The 26,518-nt window shown below is 37.7% G+C and carries 27 protein-coding genes, 1 pseudogene and 1 other annotated feature; of the genes and pseudogenes, 16 read left to right on the top strand and 12 right to left on the bottom strand.

Features of this window, described 5'->3' with window-relative positions:
• Positions 1-15: 15 nt before the first annotated feature.
• The 3 genes from BJK46_RS00935 to BJK46_RS00925 form a co-directional block, all read right to left on the bottom strand.
• The gene (locus BJK46_RS00935) at positions 16-633 is read right to left on the bottom strand and encodes a flavin reductase family protein (RefSeq protein WP_014614946.1); all 618 of its coding nucleotides are present in this window, start codon (positions 631-633) and stop codon (positions 16-18) included.
• A gap of 45 nt (positions 634-678) precedes the next feature.
• A complete protein-coding gene (locus tag BJK46_RS00930) occupies positions 679-1,641 on the bottom strand; it encodes a ring-cleaving dioxygenase (protein WP_014614945.1) in 963 nt (320 codons plus the stop codon).
• An 82-nt stretch (positions 1,642-1,723) separates the two neighbouring features.
• A complete protein-coding gene (locus tag BJK46_RS00925) occupies positions 1,724-2,149 on the bottom strand; it encodes a MarR family winged helix-turn-helix transcriptional regulator (protein WP_014614944.1) in 426 nt (141 codons plus the stop codon).
• A gap of 166 nt (positions 2,150-2,315) precedes the next feature.
• Here BJK46_RS00925 and BJK46_RS00920 point away from each other — a divergent pair, with 166 nt between their 5' ends.
• The gene (locus tag BJK46_RS00920) at positions 2,316-2,591 is read left to right on the top strand and encodes a GNAT family N-acetyltransferase (protein WP_014614943.1); all 276 of its coding nucleotides are present in this window, start codon (positions 2,316-2,318) and stop codon (positions 2,589-2,591) included.
• A 77-nt stretch (positions 2,592-2,668) separates the two neighbouring features.
• Here BJK46_RS00920 and BJK46_RS00915 read toward each other — a convergent pair whose 3' ends face one another.
• Positions 2,669-3,586 (bottom strand): DUF5996 family protein, encoded by a 918-nt coding sequence (locus BJK46_RS00915; protein WP_014614942.1) that lies wholly within the window; start codon positions 3,584-3,586, stop codon positions 2,669-2,671.
• Positions 3,587-4,331: 745 nt separating this feature from the next.
• Between BJK46_RS00915 and ureE the strand changes: the two genes are divergently transcribed.
• From ureE to BJK46_RS00895, 4 genes are read left to right on the top strand one after another with little or no spacing between them, the layout of a single operon-like run.
• Positions 4,332-4,787 (top strand): urease accessory protein UreE, encoded by a 456-nt coding sequence (gene ureE, locus BJK46_RS00910; protein WP_014614941.1) that lies wholly within the window; start codon positions 4,332-4,334, stop codon positions 4,785-4,787.
• Positions 4,780-5,472, top strand: coding sequence for an urease accessory protein UreF (locus BJK46_RS00905; protein ID WP_015728508.1), 693 nt, complete (start codon positions 4,780-4,782; stop codon positions 5,470-5,472). Before ureE ends, BJK46_RS00905 begins: the two co-directional genes overlap by 8 nt.
• Positions 5,473-5,484: 12 nt before the next feature.
• A complete protein-coding gene (gene ureG, locus BJK46_RS00900; RefSeq protein ID WP_014614939.1) occupies positions 5,485-6,096 on the top strand; it encodes an urease accessory protein UreG in 612 nt (203 codons plus the stop codon).
• Positions 6,096-6,929, top strand: coding sequence for an urease accessory protein UreD (locus tag BJK46_RS00895; protein WP_014614938.1), 834 nt, complete (start codon positions 6,096-6,098; stop codon positions 6,927-6,929). Before ureG ends, BJK46_RS00895 begins: the two co-directional genes overlap by 1 nt.
• A 685-nt stretch (positions 6,930-7,614) precedes the next feature.
• Here BJK46_RS00895 and metE read toward each other — a convergent pair.
• Genes metE through BJK46_RS00875 form a run of 4 tightly spaced genes read right to left on the bottom strand, consistent with a single transcriptional unit; the run spans position 7,615 to position 13,921 of the window.
• Positions 7,615-9,858 (bottom strand): 5-methyltetrahydropteroyltriglutamate--homocysteine S-methyltransferase, encoded by a 2,244-nt coding sequence (gene metE, locus BJK46_RS00890; protein ID WP_103263525.1) that lies wholly within the window; start codon positions 9,856-9,858, stop codon positions 7,615-7,617.
• Complete coding sequence (locus tag BJK46_RS00885; protein ID WP_014614936.1) at positions 9,852-11,693, bottom strand: bifunctional homocysteine S-methyltransferase/methylenetetrahydrofolate reductase; 1,842 nt, start codon at positions 11,691-11,693, stop codon at positions 9,852-9,854. The genes metE and BJK46_RS00885 overlap by 7 nt, the downstream gene beginning before the upstream one ends.
• The gene (metC, locus tag BJK46_RS00880) at positions 11,647-12,822 is read right to left on the bottom strand and encodes a cystathionine beta-lyase MetC (RefSeq protein WP_063278715.1); all 1,176 of its coding nucleotides are present in this window, start codon (positions 12,820-12,822) and stop codon (positions 11,647-11,649) included. Before metC ends, BJK46_RS00885 begins: the two co-directional genes overlap by 47 nt.
• The gene (locus BJK46_RS00875) at positions 12,809-13,921 is read right to left on the bottom strand and encodes a PLP-dependent transferase (RefSeq protein ID WP_065354659.1); all 1,113 of its coding nucleotides are present in this window, start codon (positions 13,919-13,921) and stop codon (positions 12,809-12,811) included. The genes metC and BJK46_RS00875 overlap by 14 nt, the downstream gene beginning before the upstream one ends.
• Before the next feature lie 64 nt (positions 13,922-13,985).
• Positions 13,986-14,300, bottom strand: a binding site (T-box leader).
• Positions 14,301-14,485: 185 nt separating this feature from the next.
• Between BJK46_RS00875 and BJK46_RS00870 the strand changes: the two genes are divergently transcribed.
• The 4 genes from BJK46_RS00870 (at position 14,486) to ychF (ending at position 17,588) form a co-directional block, all read left to right on the top strand.
• Positions 14,486-15,310: a ParB/RepB/Spo0J family partition protein gene (locus BJK46_RS00870; RefSeq protein WP_020220247.1), complete on the top strand. Its 825-nt coding sequence runs from the start codon at positions 14,486-14,488 to the stop codon at positions 15,308-15,310.
• Positions 15,311-15,375: 65 nt separating this feature from the next.
• Positions 15,376-16,266, top strand: coding sequence for a mechanosensitive ion channel family protein (locus BJK46_RS00865; protein ID WP_014614932.1), 891 nt, complete (start codon positions 15,376-15,378; stop codon positions 16,264-16,266).
• 12 nt (positions 16,267-16,278) lie between these two features.
• A complete protein-coding gene (locus BJK46_RS00860) occupies positions 16,279-16,500 on the top strand; it encodes a DUF951 domain-containing protein (protein ID WP_014614931.1) in 222 nt (73 codons plus the stop codon).
• Positions 16,491-17,588, top strand: coding sequence for a redox-regulated ATPase YchF (gene ychF / locus BJK46_RS00855; protein ID WP_014614930.1), 1,098 nt, complete (start codon positions 16,491-16,493; stop codon positions 17,586-17,588). The genes BJK46_RS00860 and ychF overlap by 10 nt, the downstream gene beginning before the upstream one ends.
• 755 nt (positions 17,589-18,343) lie before the next feature.
• Here the strand turns inward: ychF and BJK46_RS00850 are convergent.
• On the bottom strand, positions 18,344-18,766 hold the full coding sequence (locus BJK46_RS00850) for a hypothetical protein (RefSeq protein ID WP_014614928.1): 423 nt from the start codon (positions 18,764-18,766) through the stop codon (positions 18,344-18,346).
• 1 nt (position 18,767) lies between these two features.
• Positions 18,768-19,049: a hypothetical protein gene (locus tag BJK46_RS00845; RefSeq protein WP_096548396.1), complete on the bottom strand. Its 282-nt coding sequence runs from the start codon at positions 19,047-19,049 to the stop codon at positions 18,768-18,770.
• 1,138 nt (positions 19,050-20,187) lie between these two features.
• Between BJK46_RS00845 and BJK46_RS00835 the strand changes: the two genes are divergently transcribed.
• Both BJK46_RS00835 and BJK46_RS00830 read left to right on the top strand, forming a co-directional pair.
• The gene (locus BJK46_RS00835; protein ID WP_096548398.1) at positions 20,188-21,123 is read left to right on the top strand and encodes an ABC transporter ATP-binding protein; all 936 of its coding nucleotides are present in this window, start codon (positions 20,188-20,190) and stop codon (positions 21,121-21,123) included.
• Positions 21,116-21,925 carry an ABC transporter permease subunit gene (locus BJK46_RS00830; protein ID WP_037541946.1) on the top strand — a complete coding sequence of 270 codons (810 nt, stop codon included), beginning with the start codon at positions 21,116-21,118 and terminating at the stop codon, positions 21,923-21,925. The genes BJK46_RS00835 and BJK46_RS00830 overlap by 8 nt, the downstream gene beginning before the upstream one ends.
• A gap of 53 nt (positions 21,926-21,978) precedes the next feature.
• On the opposite strand, the gene sbi is transcribed toward BJK46_RS00830, so the two are convergent.
• Positions 21,979-23,499: an Ig-binding surface protein Sbi/SpsK gene (gene sbi, locus BJK46_RS00825; RefSeq protein WP_103263524.1), complete on the bottom strand. Its 1,521-nt coding sequence runs from the start codon at positions 23,497-23,499 to the stop codon at positions 21,979-21,981.
• Positions 23,500-23,849: 350 nt separating this feature from the next.
• Between sbi and rpsF the strand changes: the two genes are divergently transcribed.
• From rpsF to rpsR, 3 genes are read left to right on the top strand one after another with little or no spacing between them, the layout of a single operon-like run.
• Positions 23,850-24,146: a 30S ribosomal protein S6 gene (gene rpsF / locus BJK46_RS00820; protein WP_014614921.1), complete on the top strand. Its 297-nt coding sequence runs from the start codon at positions 23,850-23,852 to the stop codon at positions 24,144-24,146.
• Between the two features lie 22 nt (positions 24,147-24,168).
• A complete protein-coding gene (gene ssb / locus BJK46_RS00815) occupies positions 24,169-24,675 on the top strand; it encodes a single-stranded DNA-binding protein (protein WP_014614920.1) in 507 nt (168 codons plus the stop codon).
• A 53-nt stretch (positions 24,676-24,728) separates the two neighbouring features.
• Positions 24,729-24,971, top strand: coding sequence for a 30S ribosomal protein S18 (gene rpsR / locus BJK46_RS00810; protein ID WP_014614919.1), 243 nt, complete (start codon positions 24,729-24,731; stop codon positions 24,969-24,971).
• A gap of 38 nt (positions 24,972-25,009) precedes the next feature.
• On the opposite strand, the pseudogene BJK46_RS00805 reads toward rpsR, so the two are convergent.
• A pseudogene (locus BJK46_RS00805) lies at positions 25,010-25,540 on the bottom strand (ABC transporter transmembrane domain-containing protein); the annotation flags it as partial.
• A gap of 160 nt (positions 25,541-25,700) precedes the next feature.
• Here BJK46_RS00805 and BJK46_RS00800 point away from each other — a divergent pair.
• Positions 25,701-25,943, top strand: coding sequence for a DUF3923 family protein (locus BJK46_RS00800; RefSeq protein WP_096548400.1), 243 nt, complete (start codon positions 25,701-25,703; stop codon positions 25,941-25,943).
• A gap of 217 nt (positions 25,944-26,160) precedes the next feature.
• Complete coding sequence (locus tag BJK46_RS12140) at positions 26,161-26,334, top strand: hypothetical protein (protein ID WP_165487152.1); 174 nt, start codon at positions 26,161-26,163, stop codon at positions 26,332-26,334.
• Positions 26,335-26,518: the final 184 nt, after the last annotated feature.

Here is a 26,518-nt window from a genome sequence, read left to right as displayed (position 1 = left end):
TCACCTCTTTTATAATTATCGGGGTCTTTTAATTGTAAATGTTTCGCCGAGACGCGCATAATTGTCGCCAGCAAGTCGGCTCACAGGTTGAACGTTTTCTACATCTACATACCCTTTTTCTAGATCAAATAAATCTTCATCTATATAAACCTTTTGAATTTCAAGTAATAACAAATCGTTCGTGTTTTCATTGCGATCATTTTTAATTTCAACGTGCTGATAGAGCTTGACTTCAAATCGGATACTGCTTTCATTCAAGCTAGGCACGTTGACCATTTCCGAATCTGTCGTTGTAAATGTCGTATGATCCAATTCGCTTTCATCAGGAGGTAGCAGGGCAGCCGTTTGATTCGCATTCGCAACGTTAGCTTCAGTGACGACATGTACGACTGCTTCTTTCGTCGTTAAGATATTGCGCGCAGTGTCTTTCATCGCGCCTTCTTTACGATTGACTGCTACCGACAATAGTGCCGGTTCTGAAGAGACAATATTGAAAAAGCTGAACGGTGCAATATTGAGAAGACCTTCCTCAGACTGACTCGTAATTAATGCGATAGGTCGAGGCACAACAGAACCGATTAAAAATTTATACATTTGTTGCTTTGATAATTCAGATGCGTAAAAAGCGTACATGATCGCCCTCCATTCTCATATCACTTTTGCATATGACTGTGTCTCTTATTTTGTACTACGCGTTGTGTCAAATGGGCGTACTTCAGATTCGATGTACTCTCTTTGATCTTCTAAGAATGGTGGTAATGATAAAGTTTCCCCTAAAGTTTCGTATGGTTCGTCACCCATGAATCCAGGACCGTCAGTTGAAAGCTCGATTAAGATATGACCCACGCGAGTGTAAAGTGCTTTGAAGTAGAAACGGTCTACAATACCAGAGCTTCTTACACCTAATTCATTGTATCTTTCGAACCATTCTTCAATTGCTTCGTCATTTTCTACACGGAATGATACGTGATGCACTTGACCGTAACCTGGACGGCTTTCTGTTGTTTCGTCTTTACGTAAGATAACTTGACCGCCGTTACCGCCCTTACCTACTTCTAAAAGTGTTACATTTTCTTCTTCTTTGATAGGTTTCATACCATAAAGGTCCATTAATGCTTGTTTGAACTCATCATAGTAGCTAACTGTAATTTCGATTGGGCCTAAACCGTAAATGGCTTTGTCTTGAGGCACAGGACCATTTTTCCATGCGACACCTGGTTCAACACCTGTATTATTTTCATCTGAGAAGAGTTGATATCTTTGACCGTCTTCTTCTTCAAAACGTAATACTTTAGTACCGAATACTGTGTCGATGTCGTCGTGTTTAACACCAAACTCGTCGAAACGCGCTTTGTAGTATTCTAAAGCTGCATCGTTTGGTACACGGAAACCAGTACGACTGATTGAGTTTGTACCTGGTGCGCCTTTAGGGTTGTTTGGGAAATCAAAGAATGTCATATCTGTACCAGCGTGACCTTCATCATCAGCGAAGAAAGTGTGGTACGTATAAATGTCATCTTGGTTTACTGTTTTTTTAACAAGTCTCATACCGAGCACATCAGTAAAGAAGTGATAGTTACGTTCTGCATCATCTGTCATTGCTGTTACGTGGTGGATACCTTTTAATGGATATTGTTTCATTTTTAAAAACTCCCTTTTAAATTAATAGTCTCTAATGCAATTACCATATTGCATGAAATACGTGGACACTGCTCAGTTCATACTATGGCTGTGTACTTAATGTTTTTAAAACTTGTTGTAAAGTGTTTAATTCTTCATCTGTCAGGACTGAAAATACAGTCTCAATAGCTTGTGCATGTTCTGGGAAGATTTTTTCCATGAGCTGCTGGCCTTTGTCAGTCAAAGCTACATAACTTACGCGTTTATCTTTATGACATTGTCGTCGTTTTAAATAGCCCTTTTGTTCTAAAGAATTAACAACATAAGTAGTGCTGCTACTGGCAATCAAAATGCGTTCTTGAATTCGTTGTATACTTTGTTCACCTTTATTGTACAAAAGTTCAAGTACAGCGAACGCAGTGACACTAAGGCCGTACGATTTGACATCATTGCGAATCGTCTTATCAATCATGTCATTGGTTCGTTTGATGCCGATTAATGTTTTGAGTGCGGTTTCTGTTCTCTGCAAATGCCAACACCTCCTTTTATTTCGAATTCGAGGCAATTATAACGTGGAAAGAAAACTTTGTAAAGCAATAAGTTTAATTTTTATACCAGAGAGCCAAATGCTTTGATATGTACATTGAAAAGTTTATAATGGGCGGTGAACGATAACTATTTGAGGAGGCATAATGATGGCAGAAGTTAAAAAAGGGCATAATAAGTATTATGTAGGTGATTCAGAGAGTAATCCTGAAGCAATCATGACTTATGTACCAGGGGGAACTCAAATTATCATCGACCATACAGTAGTTGGGGATTCACTAAGAGGTCAAGGTGTAGGCAAACAACTTGTAGAAGCTGCAGTAAAGGATGCGCGTGAAAACAATTTCAAAATTCATGCTACATGTCCTTTCGCAAAAAGCGTATTAGAGAGAACACCTGAATACCATGATGTATATGGTGGATAATAAAATATTAGAATGAATAAGGCGAGGGTCTCATCAAGAAATATGAGATTCTCGCCTTTTTATAAGATTGCATTTACTTAATGTGCATATGGCATTTTTTGAATTTGATTTTCATTCATTTTTAATGGAACATGATAGTGGTGACAGTTTTCCCAAGATAAATGAGACTTGAATATCTCAAAACCTTGATTGAAGAATGTTGACAGTGTCTCCAAGGTTTCTGGTGTCATGGCATTCATTTCGTAAATCAATTCAGTGAGTTGTTTGTCAAAGTAGGCTTCTGAAATCAATGGTTGATCGAATGTAAATGATTTGTCTACGAAAGGATAAGGTAAGATAAAGAATGTAGGACCTTCGAATCGATCATCCCCAAACCAGAAACCAAACTCGATAAAATGTTCATCAAAAGCAGCATATTCAATGACTTGGTTCGGCTCGAACATTTCGTGGAAAGAGTTGTAATGGACTAAACAAGAGATGTCAAAAGTACCCCAGAAAAGTCCCGGTTTAATTTTGCGTGCACGATAAGGTGCGATGAAATACTGAAGCGCTCGCGTTGCAAATGACATTAACTTTAATACTTCTTTACTGATTGCTTCATTATAATGGTGGCGTTTTGTATCTTGAGAGAATAAAGTTGTATCTGCCACTTCTTGAGGGCGTTCATTAATAGTGACCTCTATCCCATGACGATGTAAGGCGTCTTGAATTTGTTCATAATAACTTTGAATTGTAACACCATCTTTTAATGGAATGGTCTCTTCACCGTTATTTGTTTCAATCAAAATTAGATGTTTAACAAGGTTGACACTTACACTATATGTGGAGGATTGATAAAATAATAATCCAGTAGAAAATCCTGTTGTTGTAATATCTAAAATGACATGCCCCCATTGTGGTTCTTGAAAGGCACTCGCGAGTTTATGTTTACCTAGAATTTGTGCTAAACGATGAAGTGTTTCTTTTTCATCCTTCCATTCTGCAAGCTTTAACATGATGCATACCTCCAATTTCATTATTGTTTAGTTGTGTATCGTATGAAATAACGATAACTCAAATTTTTCTTCAATTAAAAATTGATAATTCTAATTATACCTATTATACAATTAGATATGATTTTATAACAATAAAAGTGGCTAAGCGAGTAATAGGAGGAAAATTAAGAGCAGAGTCACATTTGTATAGTAGGATCTTTGTTAATGTTTCCATCTTTATTGATTTTTGGTGAAACATTCTCATTATCATACTATTGTGTGGCCAATATATTGTTTTAGTGTAATGAAGTTATTATTACAATGGTACTTCCTATAATATAGCTCATTTTTTATAAGTAAGTGCATATGTAATTATTCAAACCAGCAGTGATACGTGTGAGTGTACTTTTCAGCAATAACTATATCTGAGTTGCATCACTTTATTCAAAAAGTAAAAAGGACTGCTTTTTTATGAGTGTGAACGATATAAGTGGGACATAATGTTAAAGATTCTATTGGTCAATTGCTTACGTTTCAATGCTGAAATATGATAAAGTATTAAGTAACTAAACATCGAACTTTGTTTTTTCATGGCGAGTATAGAGCGATATGTTATCATTGAATAATATTTGGTCGTTGATAGTACTTCTAGGCAAATTACTAAATGAGACACATTGACCAACTATCTAGTTTGCTAGAAATGTACACGTCATGAAAGAGGCATTCATTGGTGTGATTTATCGCTATTCAAGGAGATGACAGAGATATGATAGTAGAAGAAATTCAAGGTAACATCGCCAATTTATCTCAAGAGGACAAAAATATACACATTGAAAAAGTATACTTAGAAAACTCAGATTTAGTGAAGCGTATTCAGCGTGTCACGTCAGATCATGGCACTGAAATTGGGATTCGTCTGAGTCAACCGATCGACTTACAATATGGAGACATTTTATACCGTGATGACAAAAATATGATTATTATTGATGTGAACTCAGAAGATATTATTGCGATTAAACCACGTACCATTAAAGAGATGGGGGATATCGCGCATCAACTTGGTAACCGTCACTTGCCAGCGCAGTTTACAGATGATAATGAAATGTTGGTACAGTATGATTACTTAGTTGAAGATTTATTGAAAGGACTCGGTATTCCTTATCAGCGTGAAGATAGAAAGGTCAACCAAGCCTTTAAACATATAGGACATTCTCATGATTAATCAAGCCTATTTAAAGCTTTTTCAATTTTGTGATTCTCAATTTCCGACAGGTGCGTTCAGTCATTCTTTCGGGTTAGAGACGTATATTCAACGTGGAGATGTTCATAACGGGGCTTCATTTCAAGCCTGGTTAGAGGTGTTTTTGAAAGAGCAACTTACATATACAGATGGTTTGGCGATGCGTCTCGTGTATGAAGCAATCGAAGCGAATGATACGGCAGCGATTGAGCGACTAGATCAGTTGCTGTTTGTGCAAAATATTCCGCGAGAAACGAGAAATGGGACGAAACAAATGGGGAAACGAATGATTCAGCTTGCGCGTATGATTTACCATGAAGATCAATGGTTGGACTGGTACGGTGAAAAGGCCGCAGCATATGAGTTGCATACCCATCCGGCAGTCGTGTTTACGTTGCTAGGCTATCACTTAGGGATTGAAATTGAAAAAATTATTGATTATTACTACTACCAAAATGTTTCAAGCTTAACACAAAATGCTGTGCGTGCGATACCGTTAGGGCAAACAGAAGGACAAACAATCGTAGCTGACATGATTCCATTTATTACGACAACACGTGAGGGCGTGATGCAATTGGATGAAGCGGATTTTGGTTTGACAGCACCTGGTATCGAGATGAATCAGTTGGAACATGAAAATGTAGATGTACGTATTTTTATTTCATAGGAGGAATGGAGCATGAAACCGATTAAAATTGGTGTAGGTGGACCTGTTGGCGCGGGGAAAACACAACTTATCGAAAAACTTGTAAAACGTCTATCTGAGGAGAAAAGCATTGGCGTTATTACGAATGATATTTATACAAAAGAAGACCAAAAAATCTTAGTTAACTCAGGCGTGTTGCCAGAAGACCGTATTATCGGTGTGGAAACAGGGGGTTGCCCGCATACAGCGATTCGTGAAGATGCTTCCATGAACTTCGCGGCGATTGATGAACTCATGGAGCGTCATTCAGATATTGAACTGATTTTTATTGAGTCTGGTGGTGACAACTTAGCAGCAACATTCAGTCCAGAACTGGTTGATTTTTCAATTTATATTATTGACGTCGCGCAAGGTGAAAAGATTCCGCGTAAAGGTGGTCAAGGCATGATTAAATCTGACTACTTTGTGATTAATAAAACAGATTTAGCGCAATATGTAGGGGCTTCATTAGAACGTATGGCTGAAGATACAGAGAAATTCCGTAAAAATCGTCCGTTCGCATTTACAAACTTAAAAACGGATGAAGGTTTAGATGATGTGTTAAATTGGATTAAAAAGGACATCTTTTTTGAAGGGTTAGCGTAATGGCAATTTCTAAATGGACAGGTGAGTTAGATTTAACCTTTAAACATGACGGTAGACGTACTGTAAATGGGAAAACGTATTTCCAAGGTGGGCTTAAAGTCATTCGGCCCACTTATTTAAATGGAAGTCCTCATCCGACGATGTTTTTGATTAACTTAGGCGGAGGATTCGTGGACGGTGACCGATACCGCATGACTGTCCACTTTGAGCCACGTACGCATGCGATTTTAACGACTCAAGGTGCGACAATTGTTTTTAAAACATTGGAAGATAAAGTCGAGCAGTACCAAACGTTTCAACTCGATGACGAATCATTTATGGAATTTATTAGTGATCCGATTATTGGTTATTCAGAGGCGAAATTCTATCAAGTCAATCAATTCCATTTGAGTCCGACTGCTTCGATGTTTTATACCGATATTTTAACACCAGGTTATGATAAAGAAGGGCGCCAATTTAATTATCATTACTTACACCTCAAAAACGAAATTTATGTGGATGAAAAACTGGTCGTATTTGATAATTTGAAGTTAGATACGCAGAAAAATAAAGTGACGCATATGGGCTATATGGAAGGGTTCACACATATGGCTTCTTGTTTTTATATTAGCCCAGGTGTCAATCAGAAAGTCGTTGAAGCGGTACAAGAAGTGGTGACACCTTATATCGATGAACATTGTCGTGTCGGTGTGACATTGCTTCCGACTCATGGTTTAACATTTCGTATTTTAGCCTATTCTACAGACGTCATTCAACGTGTCATTCATGCCGTACATCAATATGTTATGGAAACGTACCATGAAGAAGATGCACAATTTTTAAGAAAATATTAAAGTAATGGAATACATTATATAAAAAGCTTCTTTCCTCAATTGAAATGGGAAGAGAAGCTTTTTGTGTTGCATGGAAGTCTCGAGGGGGTCTTAAAACAACCATTTTTCTATATTTGTCCTCTTTGATATGAATGATGCCTTTTGCGATTGCCTCTATGGATTCGCGTTCCCAGGGGACTTGCCTCAACTAAATTTGGCTTTTTAAATTGTACATTTGATGGAAGTCAAATTGGATTTTGGGAGCAGTACAGAAATCGCATGTGGCACAAAGATTTCGTCGTACTGCCCCCGCAAGGATGACTAGACTTCTCAAAAGTATATGCATTGATAAGTCAGACAGCTACTGCGTTAAACAGTAGCCACTATCAAAGTTAAATGACGTTATTTTGTTTTCAACTTCATCCCTCGGGAGTCTCATCCACTTTGGCAATCTTGCATTTAAATCGTGAATCAATGAAGACAAGTTTTTGTAATTAAGCAAATCCAAACATCATATGACAAATTAAGCTGAATTGATGGATTATTTTAATACAACTTATACACATAAAAGAATAGGAAAGGTTGAGAAACAAATGTCTCAACGTCTGTCCTATTTTTTATTGAAGATGATTGTGTTCTCAATGGCGAGTATAATCGAAAGACTTCAATCTCATTGCTCTCTGGCTTTGAAAGCGTGTCCTTACTATTAATTCGCCTCGACAGCTTCTTGACGTAATTTGCGTGCGCTATTCACCAACACTGTCAATGCGGCTTTCACTTCATCTTCTTTACGTGTTTTGAGACCACAGTCTGGATTGACCCAGAATAATGAACGGTCGATTTGTTGTAAACCACGTTCAATTGCTGTCGTAATTTCTTCTTCTGTCGGAATACGTGGGCTATGAATGTCATAAACGCCTAGACCGATACCTAAATCATAATCGATGTCTTCAAAGTCTTTAATGAGGTCACCATGGCTACGAGAGGTTTCGATTGAAATGACGTCTGCATCTAAGTCGTGAATCGCATGGATGATTTGTCCAAATTGCGAATAGCACATATGTGTATGAATTTGTGTTTCATCCGTCACAGAAGATGTCGCAAGTTTGAAGCTATGCACGGCTTTTACTAAGTAATCTTCGTGGTATTCTTTCCGCAATGGTAAGCCTTCACGCAATGCTGGTTCGTCGACTTGAATCACTTGGATGCCTGCTTTTTCTAACGCTAACACTTCTTCATTAATCGCAAGCGCAATTTGATCTTGAACGGTTGAGCGAGGGATGTCCACGCGTTCGAACGACCAGTTTAAGATGGTTACAGGGCCTGTCAGCATCCCTTTCACTGGCTTGTCCGTTAAGCTTTGTGCGTATACGGTTTCATCAATTGTTAATGGTGCTGTCCATTTTACATCTCCGTAAATGATTGGAGGTTTTACCGCACGTGAGCCGTATGATTGTACCCAGCCAAATTTCGTTACGAGGAAGCCGTCTAACTTTTCACCAAAGAATTCAACCATGTCATTACGTTCAAATTCACCGTGAACAAGGACGTCTAAACCGATATCTTCTTGAATTTCAATCCAACGTTTAATTTCATCTTGTACGAATTGACGGTACGCTTCATCAGTAATACGGTTATTTTTCCAATCTGCACGCTGTTTACGCACTTCTGGTGATTGTGGGAATGAGCCAATCGTCGTTGTCGGTAAATCTGGCAAGTTTAAACGTTGCTGTTGCACGACTTTACGCTCAGAGAAAGCTGAAGCACGTTTCGCACGAACACTCTCAAAGTCATACTCAAGGTTTTTGAAGGCTTGGCTTTGGAAACGTATATATTGCGCATGTAATCGGTTATATGCTTCAGTATCGTTGTCATTCACAGCACGTTTCAATGCATCCAACGTTTCTAATTTTTCTGTCGCAAAGCTTAAACCGTCACGGATGTCATCTTCCAACACTTCATCTTCTAATGAAACAGGGACGTGTAATAATGAAGAAGATGGGTTGATATATAAGTCGTCGGAATATTGGGATAATTTTTCGATTAAAGCTTTCTTCGCTTCAACATCTGCAGCCCATACATTTCTACCGTCGATGATACCCGCAAATAATGTTTTTGAACGGTCGAAGTCGCCATTTTCGATTTGTTGTAAATTGTAGCCGCGATCATGTACAAAGTCTAATCCAAGCCCTTTGACTGGTAATGCGCTTAAAAACTTCACATTTGCACGCTCGAAATATGTTTGAATGACTAACGATTTTGCGACGTCAGCTTCCGCAAATGCCTCGTAAGCTTCACGTGTAATGGCTTCTAATTCAGCCGCTTTATCTGTCACTAAAATCGGTTCGTCAATTTGAATGAGTTCTGCCCCTGCATCGATAAGTGATTGTAATACTTCAACGTAAAGTGGTAATAACGTACGTACTTTGTCTTCAAATGATTGATCGCCACCTTTAGAAAGTGCTACGAATGTCACAGGGCCAACGATGACAGGGTGTGCATTAATATTGTGCGCTTTTGCTTCATTAAAACGTTCTAATAAACGGTTACGGTTCACGCGAGGTGTCACATTGTCCCATTCAGGTACGATATAGTGATAGTTTGTGTTAAACCATTTTACGAGTGCGCTTGCGACGTGGGATTTGTTACCGCGTGCGATGTCGAAAAGGAGATCGTCATCTACGTCACGGTCTTGGAAACGTGTCGGGATAATATTAAACAATAAGGATGTATCCAAAATGTGATCATATAATGAAAAATCGCCCACTGGTACGCTATCCAGATTGTAGTTTTGTTGTAGTACTAAGTTCGAACGGTGCAATTGTTGTAACGTGTCGTCTAATTCAGCTTTTGTGATTTTGTTGTTCCAGTAGCTTTCAATAGCTTTTTTCCATTCACGTTTGTGTCCAAGTCTTGGGAATCCTAAGTTTGTTGTTTTAATTGTCATAATATCGCCTCCTGATGGGATGTTGTAATAGATTTTGAATAAGCTGCAAGTTCTAATGAGTAATCAATACGTTCAAATGGTGTAATTAAATAAAGACCATTGAAATACGTATGGACGGTGTCGATAAGTGATTTGCAAAGGGATAGGCTCAGTTCATACGTTGCTTGTCTATCATTCGCAACAGCTTCAAACTGTGCGAGTACATCGTCTGACATTTTGATACCAGGGACTTCATGATGTAAAAACAATGCATTTTTGTAACTCGTAATCGGCATAATCCCAATGAAAATAGGGACATCGAGATGCTTTGTCGCTTCGTAAATCTCGACAATTTTTTCTTTTGTGAAGACTGGCTGTGTAATAAAGTAATGCATGCCACTTTTAATCTTTGTTTCCATTTTACGTACAGCAGCTTTGATGTTGCTTACATGTGGATCAAAACCACCCGCAATGTTGAACTGTGTGGCGACTTTTAATGTATCGCCGTCTGTATTCACCCCTTTATTAAATCTAAGTGCAAGTTCGGTTAATCCTTTTGAATTTACGTCGTACACATTTGTTGCGCCGGGGAGATGACCGACTTTCGAAGGGTCTCCAGTAATCGCTAAAATTTCATTTACCCCGATTAACGACAAACCGAGGAGGTGAGATTGGAGTCCAATTAAGTTTCGATCTCGGCACGTAATGTGGACGAGTGGCTCGATGTTGAATTGTTGTTTGATTAAACTCGCGGCTGCAATATTCGATACGCGAACCGTGGCTAAAGAATTGTCCGCTAGCGTTACAGCGTCAATTTGTGCGTCATCTAGAGCTTTGACATTTTGGAAAAATTTCGTCGTATCGAGATGTTTGGGTGTATCAAGTTCGACGATGATAGTCGGTCGTTCTCGTACACGCATTGCCAAATTTTGACGTGTTGGCTTCGGTGCTTCTGACGTTGGTTTTTGATGGATCGGAATCACTTTTTTCTCTTTGATTGGCTTTAACCCTTGCACTGCTGCTTTAATTTTACGAATATGCTCAGGGGTTGTACCACAACAGCCACCGATAAGCTGGACCCCTTCTTGAATGAGTTGCTCCGCGGTCTCACCAAAGTATTGCGCGTTGTCACTATATTTAAAGGTTTGCTGATCGATATCGAGTAAGCTCGCATTCGGATAGCACGACAAGTAAGCGTTGTCTGGCAATTCGATATGACCAAAAGTACGTTTCATATGATGTGGGCCGTGGTGACAATTCAACCCGACAATGTCTGCACCTGCTTCGACCAATTGTTGTAATGCGCTGTTGATTTCCTTACCATTCACTAAATAATGTGTGTTGGAAGCGGTCAGTTGTGCAATAATCGGAATGTCATACTTTTGTCGTGTTTGCTTAATCGCATTCAGTAATTCTTCATCATCGTAATATGTTTCGAATAACAGGCCATCGACACCTTCAGCCACGAGTGTATCGACTTGAATGTCAGTATGATATTGAATGGCTGACAGTGACAGTTCGCCTTGTTTTGTACTTCTAAAGCCACCAACCGTTCCTAAGATGAATGTGTCAGGTCCTGCAGCGCGTTTAGCAATGGCTACAGCAGCTTGATGAATCGCTTTGACTTGATGTTCCAATCCGAACTGTTGTAACTTTTCAAAGTTGGCACCGTATGTATTCGTTTGAATGACATCTGCGCCGGCTTGAATATACGACCGATGAATGCTTTCAACTTTGTCAGGATGCGTCAAATTGTAAGCTTCAGGACAAGTGTCTAAGCCTTCTGAGTATAAAATCGTCCCCATCGCACCATCAGCGACGAGAATATTGTTTTTCAGTGCGTTCAGTAGTCGACTCATAGGATCCCTCCTTTAATGCTTGATCGAGGTCAGCGATTAATTCGTCAGCATCTTCCAACCCAACACTCAATCGAAATAGTCCGAACGTAATGCCACGCGCTTCTCGAATCTCTTGAGGGATGGCGGCATGTGACATCGTATAAGGGTGTGAAAGAATCGTTTCTACACCGCCGAGACTGACTGAGACGAGTGGTAAAGTGAGCTGATCGACAAATCGTTGCGCATAAGTTTCATCTCTTAAACGGAAGCCAATGACAGCACCTCCGTGTTTTGCTTGGCTGAGGTGTACGCTATTGTCTCCTGGATAGTACACTTGCGCAATCGCCGGATGTGCTTCTAAAAAATGATAAATCTGTTGTGCACTTTTGACAGATTGTTCATAACGGACGACAAATGTTTTTAGGTGTTGTGTCAATGTCCAACTATCATAAACGGACAAAGCAGTTCCTGTGCCGTTTTGTATTAAATACAGTGCTTCAGCGAGTGTGTCATCATTTGTAATGACTGCCCCTGCAATGAGATCGCTATGGCCGCCTAAAAACTTCGTCGCGCTATGAATGACGATATTTGCACCGAGCGCCAGTGGATTTTGGCAAAGTGGCGTCATAAACGTATTGTCCACCGCTACTAAAATGTCGTGTGCTTGGGCTATATGAACGACTTTTCGAATATCTGTAATTTTGAACAGCGGGTTCGACGGTGTTTCTACATAGATGAGCCGTGTATTCGGGCGAATCGCTGCACGAATTTCTGCCACATTTTCAGCATTCACTGTTGTAAATGTCAGGCCAAAGCGCGATAAAATTTGCTCTGTAAGTCGAAACGTCCCACCATACACATCATCCGGTAAAATGACGTGGTCGCCTGCTTTTAAAGTTAAAAATACAGCCGTAATCGCGGCGATACCAGAGTTGAATGCGAACGCACGCTTTCCGCCTTCCAGTTGTGCGAGTTTTCTTTCGAGTAATTCGCGGTTAGGATTGCCACTCCGCGCATAATCATAAGGAACAGCCTCGCCTAATCGTTGTTGGTGATACGTCGATGCATAATATAGCGGTTGATTGGCGCATTGATACGCGACGCCACGTTGTGTATCATGAATCAGTTCAGTTTGTTTAGAACGTGTCATCTGTGCTCACCTCTTTTGATTTTTCGAGTGCTTGAATGAAATCTTGTTCAATATCTTCGTAAGCTTCAATACCAATCGAAAGTCGAATTAAGTGTTGGTCAATGCCACGACGATCCTTTTCCTCATCTGGCATATCGATGTGCGTTTGTGTATAAGGGAAAGTGACAAAAGTTTCTGTGCCACCCAAACTTTCTGCAAAACGCAATACTTTCAGCTGTCGCAACAATTGATCGACGCTATAACCAGGTTCGAGACGTAAACTTAACATGCCTGTTCGTCCGCAATAGAGCACGTCTTGGATGCCTGTCAAATCTTCACACGTAGCTGCAAATCGTTGCGCATTTTGTTGTGACCGTTCGACGCGAAGATGCAATGTCTTTAATCCACGTAACAATAAGTAACTGTCAATCGGTGAAAGTGTCGCACCAATCATGTTGTGAAATTGGCCTAACTTTTCTGCAAGGACTGCATCTTTCACAGTGACGACGCCAGCAAGGACATCATTGTGCCCACCGATATATTTCGTCGCTGAGTGTAACACGATATCTGCACCATCGAGTAAAGGTGTCGACAAATAAGGTGTGAGAAATGTATTGTCGACAATCGTTAATAACGCGTGCTCTGCTGCTATGTCATAATAAGGTGTCAAATCAATTTCAATCATCAACGGATTCGAAATCGGTTCAATAAATAAGGCTTTCGTTTTCGGTGTGATGGCAGCCTTTACAGCGTCTGTATTTTCAAAATCGATGTAGTGAAAGTGAATACCATATTGTGTTTCGTAAAATTCAAATAGTCGAAATGTGCCGCCGTATAAGTCAAACGAGACAAGTATTTCATCACCGGGCTTGAAAAGGTTACAGACTAATTGGATGCTCGCCATGCCACTTGCCGTCGCAAATGATGCGATACCGCCTTCAAGTCGCGCAAATGCATCTTCAAAAGCTTGTCGCGTCGGGTTTTTAGTTCGTGTGTAGTCAAATCCCGTTGATAGTCCGAGTCCTTCATGTTGGTATGCCGTAGAGAGATAAATTGGATTTGCGATAGCACCAGTGTTATCTTGAGTCAACGCAATTTGTGCCAGTGTTGTTGCTTTCATCAGTTCAACCTCCTCTTCAAAAATAAAAAAGCTTCCGTCCTTTAGATCCAATAAGATATTAGATATAAAGGACGAAAGCTTGTTCGTGGTACCACCTTTGTTCGTGACATGATTGCTCAAATCACCTCTTCCAGTACGCGAAATTGTATGCACAGTAAAGCGTATGATAGATACGGAATGTGAGGGATATCTTTGGAATACTTTACCGTGCCACAAAATGTGAATACTGAGTCGCTATAACGGGCGAACCCGGTGATACCTCATATCGGTACCAACACTCCAAGGCCATTTTCAAACGTGCTTTCAATACCTTCTCTCAGCGAACGAAGGCTCTCTGTAAATGCAGGGGACGTTTTACTTTCCTTTTTATAGTGTGTAGTCGTATGACGTTGTACTTTGATAAAACACACTTTACACGAAGTCAAAAAGGTTGTCAATATGTTTTCTGAAAATTTAGAAGAGAAAGAAATTGTACATCTGTCAAAATCATGGAGAAAAGCTTGTGTCTCAATGGTGCAAACAGTAAAATGAAATGGTAAAAAAATTGAAAGGTTGGTGAGAAGGATGACTGAAAAATGGCAAAGTCAACAAAATGATTCCGAGCAAGTTCAACGACTGGCATTGACGGAAATTAGACCGAATCCGTACCAACCTCGCAAAACGTTTGATGCTGAAAAGTTAACAGAACTTGCGCAATCGATTGCACAGCATGGCGTGTTGCAGCCCATTATCGTAACGCAAGCGATCAAAGGGTATCATATCGTAGCGGGTGAACGCCGTTACCGGGCAAGTCTTGAGGCAGGCTTAACGGACATCCCAGCTATTGTTAAACCATTTTCAGATGGTGAGATGCGCGAACTGGCGATTATCGAAAACTTACAGCGTGAAGATTTAAATGCATTAGAAGAGGCAGAAAGTTATCAACAGCTAATGCAACATTTGACTCTGACACAACAAGAGGTCGCGGCACGGTTAGGCAAATCAAGACCGTATATAGCGAATATGTTGAGACTACTTAAGTTACCTGTTAAGATTAGGACTTTAATAAGAGAAGGCCAACTTTCAGGCGGACATGGGCGCACACTACTCGCACTCAAAACACCGGAAACGATGGTACACTACGCAAAGTTAGCCATCCGGGAGTCTTGGAGCGTAAGATATTTGGAACAACGCGTCGCTGAACATACAGGCAGCACGCAACAAGCGACCACGCGTCAACAGCATACGACGAAAAAGCCTGCACTGATTCGCCAACATGAACAACAATTGAAAGAACAATATGGTACAAGTGTAGAAATTACGACGAAGAAAAACGTAGGCGAGATTACTTTTACATTCCACTCTGAAAGTGACTATCGCAGACTGATTCAATTGCTTAAAAACATGTAATGGCGAAAAGGGCACAGGCATCAACATACATCACTCAAGATGATGCATAGAGAAGGGAGTTACTTATGAATCAATTAGAAGCGATATTAAAAAGTATGGTTCAACCGTTATTAGATCCAGAAACATATTCCAACCTTTTAACGAAATTGATTATCGTTTTAATATATGTGTTGGCGGCTTTTATCGTTGTTCGTATTTTAAACAAAGTCATCGCACAATTTTTTAAAGTCAACAATCGTTCAGGTAAATCAACACGTGCGAAAAGGTCAAAAACATTAATTACACTTGTTCAAAATGTCGTTGGCTATATCGTATGGTTTATTACTTTGACAACAGTATTGAGCAAATTTGGCATTAGTGTTGAAAGTATTTTAGCAGGGGCCGGCGTTGTAGGTTTAGCAATTGGTTTTGGTGCACAAACCCTCGTGAAAGACGTCATTACAGGATTTTTTATTATATTTGAAAATCAGTTCGATGTCGGGGACTATGTGAGCATTAAAAACAACAGTGCACCGATTGCGGAAGGGACTGTCAAATCGATTGGTCTACGTTCGACACGCATTTTATCGTTTACAGGTGAGCTTTCGATTATTCCAAACGGGACGATGAGCGAGGTGACCAACTTCTCAGTAACGAATGGTGTCTCCATTATTGATATTCCAGTGTCAATTCATGAGAAAATTGACGATGTAGAGAAGAAAATGAATCTCTTCTTAAAAACGATTCCTAAAAAGTATGATATTTTTATCGAACCCCCTGAAGTGTTAGGTGTCGATAAATTCAACAGCTATGAAGTGATGATTCGTGTGGCGGGTGAAACGTTGCCGGGTGAAAGCTTTGGAGGCTCACGTATTTTACGCCGCGAGTTAAAAGAATTTCTACAATCTGAAGGTATTGAAGCACCAATGCCAACACTTGTCCAGTTATATCAAGAACAACAAAACAAGGAAGCATAGAGGTGAAATTGAGTGGCTTCAAATTATGAATTAAATGATATAGTAGAGATGAAGAAGCAACACGCATGTGGAACAAATCGCTTTAAAATCATTCGTATGGGTGCGGACATCCGTATCAAATGTGAAAATTGTCAGCGCAGTATTATGTTACCACGTCAAACTTTCAACAAAAAAATAAAAAAAGTACTCGAAAAAGCGAGTTCAAATGAGAAGGAGAATGAAACATGGCTTTAACAGCTGGTATTGTCGGCTTACCTAACGTCGGAAAATCAACTTTATTTAACGCAATTACAAAAGCAGGTGCACTTGCTGCCAACTATCCTTTCGCAACGATTGATCCAAACGTCGGCATCGTTGAGGTACCTGATACACGTTTAACACAATTAGAAGCAATCGTAAATCCGAAAAGAACGGTACCCACAACGTTTGAATTTACAGATATTGCCGGTATCGTGAAAGGCGCTTCAAAAGGAGAGGGGCTTGGAAACAAATTTTTATCACATATTCGCGAAGTTGACGCCATTTGCCAAGTTGTGCGTGCATTCGATGATGAAAATGTGACACACGTTGCAGGACGCGTGAACCCGATTGAAGATATTGAAGTGATTAACATGGAGTTAGTATTAGCGGATTTAGAATCTGTTGAAAAACGTTTGCCACGTCTAGAGAAAATGGCGAAACAAAAAGACAAAACAGCCGTGAATGAAGTGCGTATTTTAACAAGAATTAAAGAAACACTTGAAAATGGGCAACCTGTCCGTAGTTTAGAATTTAATGATGAAGATCAAAAGTATGTGAATCAAGCGCAATTGTTAACATCAAAATCGATGTTATATATCGCAAACGTTGGTGAAGATGAAATTAATGACGTAGAAAATGATAAAGTGAAAGCGATTCGTGAGTATGCGGCACAAGAAGATTCAGAAGTGATCGTCATCAGTGCCAAAATCGAGGAAGAGATTGCGACATTAGACGAGGAAGATAAAGCGATGTTCTTGGAAGAATTAGGGATTGAAGAGCCTGGTTTGAATCGTTTAATTCGTAAAACATATGATTTATTAGGATTGGCGACGTACTTTACAGCAGGTGTGCAAGAAGTGCGTGCATGGACGTTTAAGGAAGGGATGACGGCGCCACAATGTGCGGGTATCATTCATACAGACTTTGAACGTGGTTTCATTCGTGCTGAAGTGACGAGCTACGAAGACTTCGTTGCACATAATGGTGAACAAGGTGCAAAAGAAGCGGGGAAAATGCGCTTAGAGGGTAAAGACTATATCATGCAAGATGGCGATGTCGTGCATTTCCGTTTTAATGTGTAGAAGATAACACCGTCAAATCAACGTTTTTAAGCATTTGAAAAAATGGTAAGAATAACAATCAATTTTTATGTGATTCAAAAACTTAAGCAGAATGTTGAATTTGTAAAGATAACATTGCTTGTCGTTCTTGCTGTGTGATTGCGTAAACAACAAAATGATGTAATATGTCATCGTTTATCACTTCTTTCACTACTTTTATTAAAGGTGAAAGGAGTGTATTTTTTATGAAGAAAAAGAGGAATGGAGCTTATCAAAAGTTAGATAATCCGAGTATTGAGTTTATCAAAAAAGAAGTAATGGATTATAAAAAGTTTCAAATAATTTAACTGGTTGTGTTGATAAAGAAATTAAGGAGTTGAATGGTGAATGGGAAGGTTATGATGGTAATAAGTTAAAACTTATAATTAAAAATGACAGCATGAATATTATTGAATATGACGATTATTCAACCAAAGAGGAGGCAGAAAAAAACCTCATAAAGCCAAAATAGTAAAAGAAGATGGGAAACTATACGGGATTGATTCAGAGGGAGATAAGGCTGTTTTATACCATGTTGGTGATTCGCTTGTTTCAGATGGTATTTCTTTCGAAAGAGTTAAATAGCTTAGTAAATTAAACCAGTCTATCCTCCACTCACAAAACACGTAAATGGGCAAAAAAAGGGAGTTAAGTTTATATAATTATAAAGCTAACTCCCAATTTCCATATGTTTCAATTACTTTTAACCTGTAACAATATAATTTAAATATTTACATTTATTGCTCTTGTTCTAATAATATAATCTGATTAATAAAGTTGTCAAATACTTGCTTTTCTACATTTAGTCTTATTGACAATCCAGAGTCAGTAGATTCATTTTTATGCTTCAATCCAGAATCTAAGTTAACGTATATACAAAGCTCATCACTCTCATAGTCAATGACTGTCAATGATATATCAGGCTCTGTGAAATAAATGTCTGTTACAGGGAATGAATACTCTAAGTTTTTCAGAAAATCAATGTCGAAGTCAAAAACAGCTAATTCTGTTTCAGCTTTTTCATTTTCAAATTCAAGTACAGCGTCTAAATAATAAATCTTACTGTCCTCATCATTTTCTATTCTTTTAAGTTTTAAGGTTAATGAAGTATTACTTGATTCATATGAAGAATCTTGTAGTTTTATATTTTTTGAAATCAAATTAATGACCCTTTCTCCATACTTTTTTAGGTTTCTTTTGCTTATAAGTTGTCACAACTTTGTTGCCTTTGATAACTAAAGTAGTACCTGTTTTCTTGTCGTATAAAATTTTAGCTCCTGTTTTCTTATCGGTGTATTTAGTACCATTTTTTAAGGTGTTTGCCATCATATGCTTAGTCATACCTCTTTGTCCTGCTCTTTGCAAAGCGTGTTTAGATATTGATTTTACAAAAGATTTTACACCTTGTTTAGCTAAAATTCCAAAAACAGCTGAAGCTACCAAAGGGATTGCTGGAAGAACTCTTGTAATTAATTATGTCGACATTTTAATTGATTACACACACATATTCCCACACCTACTCTCTCCTAAAGATTTATAAGTCTTTTACATATTTCCCTCTTGATAATTTCCCTTTTTGCCAATCCATTACGAATAGCGCACTCGTAATGAAAGGTTTATATTGAGGGGGACTTTTTTGTATTCATATCTTAAGGGTAAATGTTAATGATAGCAGATTAATATTTGCAGGTAAGCCTTATAGCCAAGCAGTTTGTCACCTGGTGAGCTAAAGCTCACCAGTGACGCAAAGGACAAGGGCTAAACAGTAAAGGGCTTAGAGACAAGTTACATAAGGTATATGATTGTTTGTTACTGTCTGACAGTGTTATGTTACAAGTTTTGTATTATAAAAAGTTAACGTACCATTCATCGACTAAAGGTAATATTATATATTAGAGGGTGAATGGTACGTTAACTTTCAAATTGTATTAAAAAGGAAGTGTTGCGTACTGACCAATACACACAGAGTTGTTTTAGGAAACAAAAGAGAGATTGACATTTCAATTGACAAGCTCAAGTCATTTGAAAATAATCAGGTTGAATCAAAGATAGTATACTCAACAATTGATGAGGAGCTGTGGAGACGTCGAAATGGTAAGCTAAGCCAAAAGGATTATATTACTTGTGACAAGACAATAAGTCAATTTTTTACAGAATATTATAAGGTTCAGAATCAACAAAACAAACGCAAAAAGGATATAATGTTTGGTGTTTTATATAATTCTGACGCAAGCCTAATTAAAGGGGAAGATAAACGAGGCAAAAAACCAGACGAACTGACAATTATTATCAGAATGATTGTATTATCGGTACTTAAGAATAAGAAGATATCAACACATAATATGACATTATTCGATTGGCTTAGAAAATTTTATATTATAAATGACAGTTTTTATGCCGACTACAAGTCAGATAGGAAAGTGTGATTTATATGACAAGCAAGTTATTTTTAAAAAATATCAAGTGGTTAGAATGATTTTATATAAAAATGATGAATTTTAATGTATTTTGTGAAAAAAAGTGATAAAATTTATGTGATTAGTGCTGTGAAAAGTAAACAACGATGAGAGAGGTGAGGATAATGTTAGTCCGTGTGAACCAACTACATAAGACGTTAAATGGTAAAGATGTGATTAATGATATCTCTTTTACTTTGAAACCGGGAACGATTAATGCGATTTTAGGGCCGAACGGTGTAGGGAAAACAACGACAGTTCGGTTACTGACAGGTTTATTGCAACCGACGCATGGTGAAATTGAAGTATTTGGTGTAAAGACGACAGATCCCCATTTTGAGCGTGTACGTCAACAAATGGGTGTGCAAAATGATGGGAATCTGTATGAAAACCTAACAGTGTATGAAAACTTAAAAATATGGGCGCGTTTTTACGATATGCCAAAAGCAGCAATTGAAGACAGGATTGAAGCGCTGTTAACTTATTTTGAGTTAACGGAACGCAAAAATAGCAAAGTAGCGACGTTGAGTAAAGGGTTGAAGCAAAAAGTGGCGATTATGCGTGCGCTTATTCACCAACCGAAACTATTGATTTTAGACGAACCAACATCTGGCTTGGATCCATCAGCAGCTGAATCACTCAACACTTATTTACAAAAGCAAGTGCGTGAGAGGGAAATGACAGTATTTATGTGTACACACCATTTACAAGGGTTAGAACAAATTGCAGATTATATTTTTATGATGGATCAAGGTCGTTTTATTGCTTCAGGCAGAGCGGAAGATTTGTTGCGTGAAACTTGGCCACAAGTGGAATTCGATATTCATGTGCGTGATGTGACACGTGCATGGGCTTTATTGGAAAATGAACATGCAGTGGTCGCCAAAGAACTTAGTGACAAAGAAGGGTATCTCCGTGTGAAAATGGAGGCTTATGAGGATATTTCCCAGGTCATTAAACTGCTTACTGAACACCAACTAGATGTCTATACGGTCACTGAAGTGCAACATACGATTAAAGAATTATATTTCAAGAAGATGGATGTGATGCCGCATGATTAATATGAAACACGTCTTCACAATTGTTTATAAGGACGCATTGGATATTAAAAGTGATCGTGGGGTTTTAGTATCAGTATTTATTATCCCATTTATTTTTAGTTTAGTGTTACCGTTAGCGTTAGTGATTGGTGATATTCATTTTAGTGTCGTTGATTATATTGGCGGTGCAAGAATGTTCATTGACCAGTTGCCCGAACAAGTCATACCGAAATCTATCGATCCTCATCACGGCATGGTTTATGCAATTTTGATGTATTTCTTTATTCCGTTTTTTATCCTTATACCGGTATTTGTTTCTAGTATGTTAGCTACAACAAGCTTTACGGGTGAAAAGGAACATAAAACGATTGAAGGGCTACTCTATACGCCTATTACAAATAAAGAATTGATGCTCGGAAAGATTTTAGTTTCAGGAATCCCATCGATTTTGCTCACTTGGATTGCAGTATTCATTTATGGTATTATCGCTAATGTTTATGGCGTCAATGTGTTAGGTGAGATGATTTTTCCGAACTTTAGTTGGATAATGGTTACTTTCTTTATTGCGCCGTTAATTACGTTTTTGTCTATTTCACTCGTTGTGGCTGTGTCGCAAAGAGTGAACACAAGCAAATCCGCCCAGTCTGTGTCAATGATATTGGTATTGCCTATTATTGGTTTTATCATTTCACAAGCGAACGGAGTATTTTTGTTTGGACCGATGATTTCAATAATACTCGTTGTCGTGTTAATTGTAGTCGATATCATCGTTTATTTAGCCGTTTCGAAAAGGTTTGACTCGGATAAATTGTTAACAAAATAGCATGAATTAAAATAGACATCGAACATGAGAATTGTCCGATGTCTATTTGTAATTTATTTGAAGAAAGAGAAGATACTGTTGAATGCGTTTTTCGCTGTATCGATAGCTTGTGCTGCCGCAAGAGCACTTTTAACTACCGTTGGATTTTGGTATAACGTGTATAAAACTTTACCTGTGTTAATACCTTCTGTTACAAAGTTTCTTGTTTGTGCATATGATTTATAGAATGGATTGAAAGAGTTTTCAATTTTTATTGGAGAAATATAGGCACCTGTACCTTTTTCATTTAAAATACCAAGAACAGTTGTATCAATTAAACTTTTATGGTTTTTATATAATTCTGCATAGTATTTGGCATCGTTATATTTTTTAGAAACATAATTATACTGTTCTTTTAAATAGTCTAAACCTTTTGTCACACTATCTTTTACATAAGCATAACCTTTGTTCACACTGTCTTTGAAAGCATTCCAGTAGCTTTCAAGTGTTGAAGTTGTTACTTCTCCTGTTTCAGGTAATACAGGTGCAGATGGAGCTACAGCGTTATTGTTTCCATTGTTTTCTGTACTTGGTGCAGGTTGCATTTCTTTTTTAGTGTCAGTACCTTTGTTGTTTTCAGTCGCTTTCTCAGCTTGTTCTTTACCTTCTACTTTAGGTGCTTTCTCACTTTGTGTATTTTTTTCTGCTTCAGAACTTTTATCTACTTCAGGTTTCTTTTCAGTACCAGCTTTATTTGTATCTTTTTCTTTTGCTTCTTCAGTTTTTTCTGTTTTTGTATCTTTTTCAGGAGTTGATACATTTGGCTTCTGTTCTTCTTGTGTTTCGTTTGGTTTTGGAGATGGTGCAACTTCAGTAGTAGGTGCATCTTCAATTTGTGGTGCGCTTACTTCAGGTGCTTGTTTTTTTGCTTCAGCGTCAGCTTTAATTTTAGCGTCGCGTGGGGCATTGATTTGATCTAATTCTTTTTGGAATGCGTTCGCGCTATCTGGCGTCAATTTGTTGACAGCACGTTGAGCCGCACGTCTATTCTGAATGCTGTCTTCTTGTTGTAACGCTTTAAGTGCTTCATTCGCTTCCATTAAATTTTTGTTTTGTAATTCAATGAGGCGATCTTCATGTGATTCTGCTTTTGGTGCCACATTTAAAGACTCAACAAATACTTCTTGGCTTTGATCTGGATCTTCTTTAATTCTACCAATGTAGGCATCACGTTGCTCTTCGGATAAGTCATCGTTGTGTAATACGCTGTAAAACGCATTTTGTTGCGCAACACGACGTTCCGGGTGGATGGCATCTTTAATTGATTCTGAAAAAACATTTTGTGCGCTACTTGGGTCTTCGTGCAATTGTTTCAAATATTGTTCACGTTGGTCTTCTGAAATGCCTTCCATATGTAAGACTTGATAGAATGTTTTTTGGTCTGGCGTTACATTGATTGAATCAAAGTTGACAGGTTGTGCCGGTGCGAGTCCTGTAGTATGTTCGCTCGCATGTGCGTTCCCTTGTGAAATAAATGTTGCTAAAGATATTGTTGCTGCCCCAATTAATAATTTTGCTGTGTATTTAGTTTTCATTGTTTATTCCCTTCTGTTTCTTCGTTGATTTTTTGTTAACACAAAAGAATATAACACTTTTTAATCTCAATAAAAATTAACTATTTCTTAATTAAAGATAAAAAGCCATTAATATTGAACAGTTAGTGAAGGACTGAGAATATGCTAGGTTTTCGTATGTACAGATGACATAGTACAGATGACATAGTACAGATGACAATAAATTAAATTGTATTGATCAATCTGTGAAACATGTTGTAATTTGTAAAGGGCTATGATACAATCTTTGAATGTGAGTAATGAAAATTATTCCTTGCTTATCATTTGAATTTTGATAAGCCGCATAGACCACAAGGAGGTGCCAATATACAATGAGAACATATGAAGTAATGTACATCGTGCGTCCAAATATTGAAGAAGATGCACGCAAAGCAGTAGTTGAACGTTTTAACGGAATTTTAGCTTCTGAAGGTTCTGAGGTATTAGAAACGAAGGACTGGGGTAAACGTCGCTTAGCTTATGAAATTGAAGACTTCAAAGATGGTTACTACAACATCGTACGTATCCAGTCTGAAAACAACAAAGCTACTGACGAATTCCAACGTTTAGCTAAAATCAATGACGATATCATTCGTTACATCGTTGTCCGTGAAGACGAAAACAAGTAATAGAATAATTGGGGGCGTGTAAATGCTTAATAGAGTCGTATTAGTAGGTCGCTTAACTAAAGATCCAGAATACAGAACGACACCCTCAGGCGTAAGTGTAGCGACATTTACCTTAGCGGTTAATCGTACATTTACGAATGCGCAAGGGGAACGTGAAGCAGACTTCATTAACTGCGTTGTTTTCCGTAAACAAGCAGAAAATGTAAACAACTTTTTGTTTAAAGGAAGTCTCGCTGGCGTTGACGGTCGCTTACAATCACGCAGTTACGAAAACCAAGAAGGCCGACGTGTATTCGTCACTGAAGTGGTATGTGATAGTGTTCAATTCCTTGAGCCAAAATCACAAAACCAACGTCACGCGAATCAAAACCAAGGCAATCAATTCGATAGCTACGGTCAAGGATTCGGTGGACAACAACAAGGCCAAAATTCGTCTTATCAAAACAATCATCAGCAACCAGCTAACGATAATCCATTTGCGAATGCGAACGGTCCTATCGATATTAGCGATGATGATTTACCATTCTAATGACAATCTGAAACGTATAGAAAACCATTTTTAAAGTAAGGGAGGCACAAAACATGGCAGGTGGACCAAGAAGAGGCGGTCGTCGTCGTAAAAAAGTTTGTTATTTCACAGCAAACGGTATTACACATATCGACTACAAAGACACTGAATTATTAAAACGTTTTATCTCAGAACGCGGTAAAATTTTACCACGTCGTGTCACAGGGACTTCAGCTAAATATCAACGTATGTTGACTACAGCGATCAAACGTGCACGTCATATGGCATTATTACCATTCGTTAAAGACGAAGCGTAAGCCAATATATAAAAACCCCGTACATCTATTGAGGTGTATGGGGTTTTTATTAAAGTAAAAATAGGGATGACTATAAATAATAGTAGAGTCATTTGCCAATCTAATATAAATAACATGATTAATGACCCTATAAAAGTAATTAAAGATGGCAATGCATTAGGTAATTTTTGAGATATAAAATCATTTGTAACTTTTGTATCATCGGTTAAACGACTTATAAGTTGGCCACTTTCGTTTTCATCAAAAAAAGAGATTTTTAAATATATTATGTGTTTCCATAAAACAAAACGAATTGAATATATTATTTTTTCCTACTTTATTTAATAAGTAGTAACCCAAACCGCTTAATAATGAATTTAATATAAATATAATGGTGATAGATAAAACAAATGATGAATTAATTGATTTTAAAGAGAAATCATCTACTATTTTTCCTGTATATATGTATACAATGGTACGAGAAGACCGATAATACTACCTAAAGATGAAATAATTATAGCTATAGAAACTAATTTAAATGGCCATGAAATTTTTTTGAGTAAAAAAATAAGTGTATTTTCTTTGTTCATAAAAGCCCCTCATATATCATTAATTATTTAAAGCTTCAATGTATATCTATAATACAACAAATAAGATATTTTTATAAAACTTTAACAATATATTGTTTTATTATTTTTTATATGGTAAATTCTAATATAGTATACCATAAATTGAAGGGAGTCGATAAGAGTGAAAGCTTCATGGATTTTTTGGTGGATTATAACTGTTTTGGAATGTACTATTTTTTTTAGTTTATCTATTCTACTATGGAACAGAAATGTTGATGCCGCAGGGGCATTGCAAACGCTAGAGATAAAATTACTGAATATTCTAGTATTAGGTGCATTTTTTTTGATACCAGCTATTATTCAGTTGATTTGGTGCATAGTTAATATAATTAAAGTGAAAGAAAGTAACAAAAGTAACAATTGATACATATTAGAAAAGTTGGTGTTGCTCTTACGGAACTGAGACCTTATGCCCCAACCTCTTTTTTTCGAAACAATAAGTAAGAAAGTATTTGGAATCAATAAAAAGCATTGACTTTTAAAATTAAGAGTGGTATTTTATGAGTATTAGAAGCCAACTAACGCCTCTTAACAATGCGAAACAGAGTTGGCCTTTTTTTGTCTAAAATGGAGGGGTTAAGATGGTTGAAAAAACTTTGAGTGAATTAGAAAAGGCTATGTTGAAAGAAGAACATATTGATGTTTCAACGAACTTAACGCTATCTATAAAGCTCGATATTTTGAATCAAGATTATAAGATAGAACCTCCCCAACCTTTTACCACAGAGCAAATGATAAATAAATTGAAAACTTGATTTCAGAAAATATTGGAAAATCAATTAAAGTAACTAAAGAGATATTTGAAAGCTGGTTCAACAATGTCAGGTATCTGAGAAATAAAATTGGCAATAAACGCAAAAAATGAATCTGTTCTATATCCATAAATTATGAGTGTTTAAAATAACATAAAAAATAAAAGATAACTATTGGTAAAAGTCA

It is taken from the genome of Staphylococcus pseudintermedius, assembly GCF_001792775.2.
Lineage (GTDB): Bacteria > Bacillota > Bacilli > Staphylococcales > Staphylococcaceae > Staphylococcus > Staphylococcus pseudintermedius.
Note: the sequence above shows the minus strand (reverse complement) of the source record. Positions and strands in the feature narration are given on the sequence as shown.

Excerpts from the sequence above, each read along its gene's own strand:
- BJK46_RS00935 (WP_014614946.1), bottom strand. The coding sequence starts at position 633 with ATGTACGCTTTTTACGCATCTGAATTATCAAAGCAACAAATGTATAAA.
- BJK46_RS00930 (WP_014614945.1), bottom strand. The coding sequence starts at position 1,641 with ATGAAACAATATCCATTAAAAGGTATCCACCACGTAACAGCAATGACA.
- BJK46_RS00920 (WP_014614943.1), top strand. The coding sequence starts at position 2,316 with ATGGCAGAAGTTAAAAAAGGGCATAATAAGTATTATGTAGGTGATTCA.
- BJK46_RS00915 (WP_014614942.1), bottom strand. The coding sequence starts at position 3,586 with ATGTTAAAGCTTGCAGAATGGAAGGATGAAAAAGAAACACTTCATCGT.
- ureE (WP_014614941.1), top strand. The coding sequence starts at position 4,332 with ATGATAGTAGAAGAAATTCAAGGTAACATCGCCAATTTATCTCAAGAG.
- BJK46_RS00905 (WP_015728508.1), top strand. The coding sequence starts at position 4,780 with ATGATTAATCAAGCCTATTTAAAGCTTTTTCAATTTTGTGATTCTCAA.
- ureG (WP_014614939.1), top strand. The coding sequence starts at position 5,485 with ATGAAACCGATTAAAATTGGTGTAGGTGGACCTGTTGGCGCGGGGAAA.
- BJK46_RS00895 (WP_014614938.1), top strand. The coding sequence starts at position 6,096 with ATGGCAATTTCTAAATGGACAGGTGAGTTAGATTTAACCTTTAAACAT.
- BJK46_RS00885 (WP_014614936.1), bottom strand. The coding sequence starts at position 11,693 with ATGAGTCGACTACTGAACGCACTGAAAAACAATATTCTCGTCGCTGAT.
- metC (WP_063278715.1), bottom strand. The coding sequence starts at position 12,822 with ATGACACGTTCTAAACAAACTGAACTGATTCATGATACACAACGTGGC.
- BJK46_RS00875 (WP_065354659.1), bottom strand. The coding sequence starts at position 13,921 with ATGAAAGCAACAACACTGGCACAAATTGCGTTGACTCAAGATAACACT.
- BJK46_RS00870 (WP_020220247.1), top strand. The coding sequence starts at position 14,486 with ATGACTGAAAAATGGCAAAGTCAACAAAATGATTCCGAGCAAGTTCAA.
- BJK46_RS00865 (WP_014614932.1), top strand. The coding sequence starts at position 15,376 with ATGAATCAATTAGAAGCGATATTAAAAAGTATGGTTCAACCGTTATTA.
- ychF (WP_014614930.1), top strand. The coding sequence starts at position 16,491 with ATGGCTTTAACAGCTGGTATTGTCGGCTTACCTAACGTCGGAAAATCA.
- BJK46_RS00835 (WP_096548398.1), top strand. The coding sequence starts at position 20,188 with ATGTTAGTCCGTGTGAACCAACTACATAAGACGTTAAATGGTAAAGAT.
- BJK46_RS00830 (WP_037541946.1), top strand. The coding sequence starts at position 21,116 with ATGATTAATATGAAACACGTCTTCACAATTGTTTATAAGGACGCATTG.
- sbi (WP_103263524.1), bottom strand. The coding sequence starts at position 23,499 with ATGAAAACTAAATACACAGCAAAATTATTAATTGGGGCAGCAACAATA.
- rpsF (WP_014614921.1), top strand. The coding sequence starts at position 23,850 with ATGAGAACATATGAAGTAATGTACATCGTGCGTCCAAATATTGAAGAA.
- ssb (WP_014614920.1), top strand. The coding sequence starts at position 24,169 with ATGCTTAATAGAGTCGTATTAGTAGGTCGCTTAACTAAAGATCCAGAA.
- rpsR (WP_014614919.1), top strand. The coding sequence starts at position 24,729 with ATGGCAGGTGGACCAAGAAGAGGCGGTCGTCGTCGTAAAAAAGTTTGT.
- BJK46_RS12140 (WP_165487152.1), top strand. The coding sequence starts at position 26,161 with ATGGTTGAAAAAACTTTGAGTGAATTAGAAAAGGCTATGTTGAAAGAA.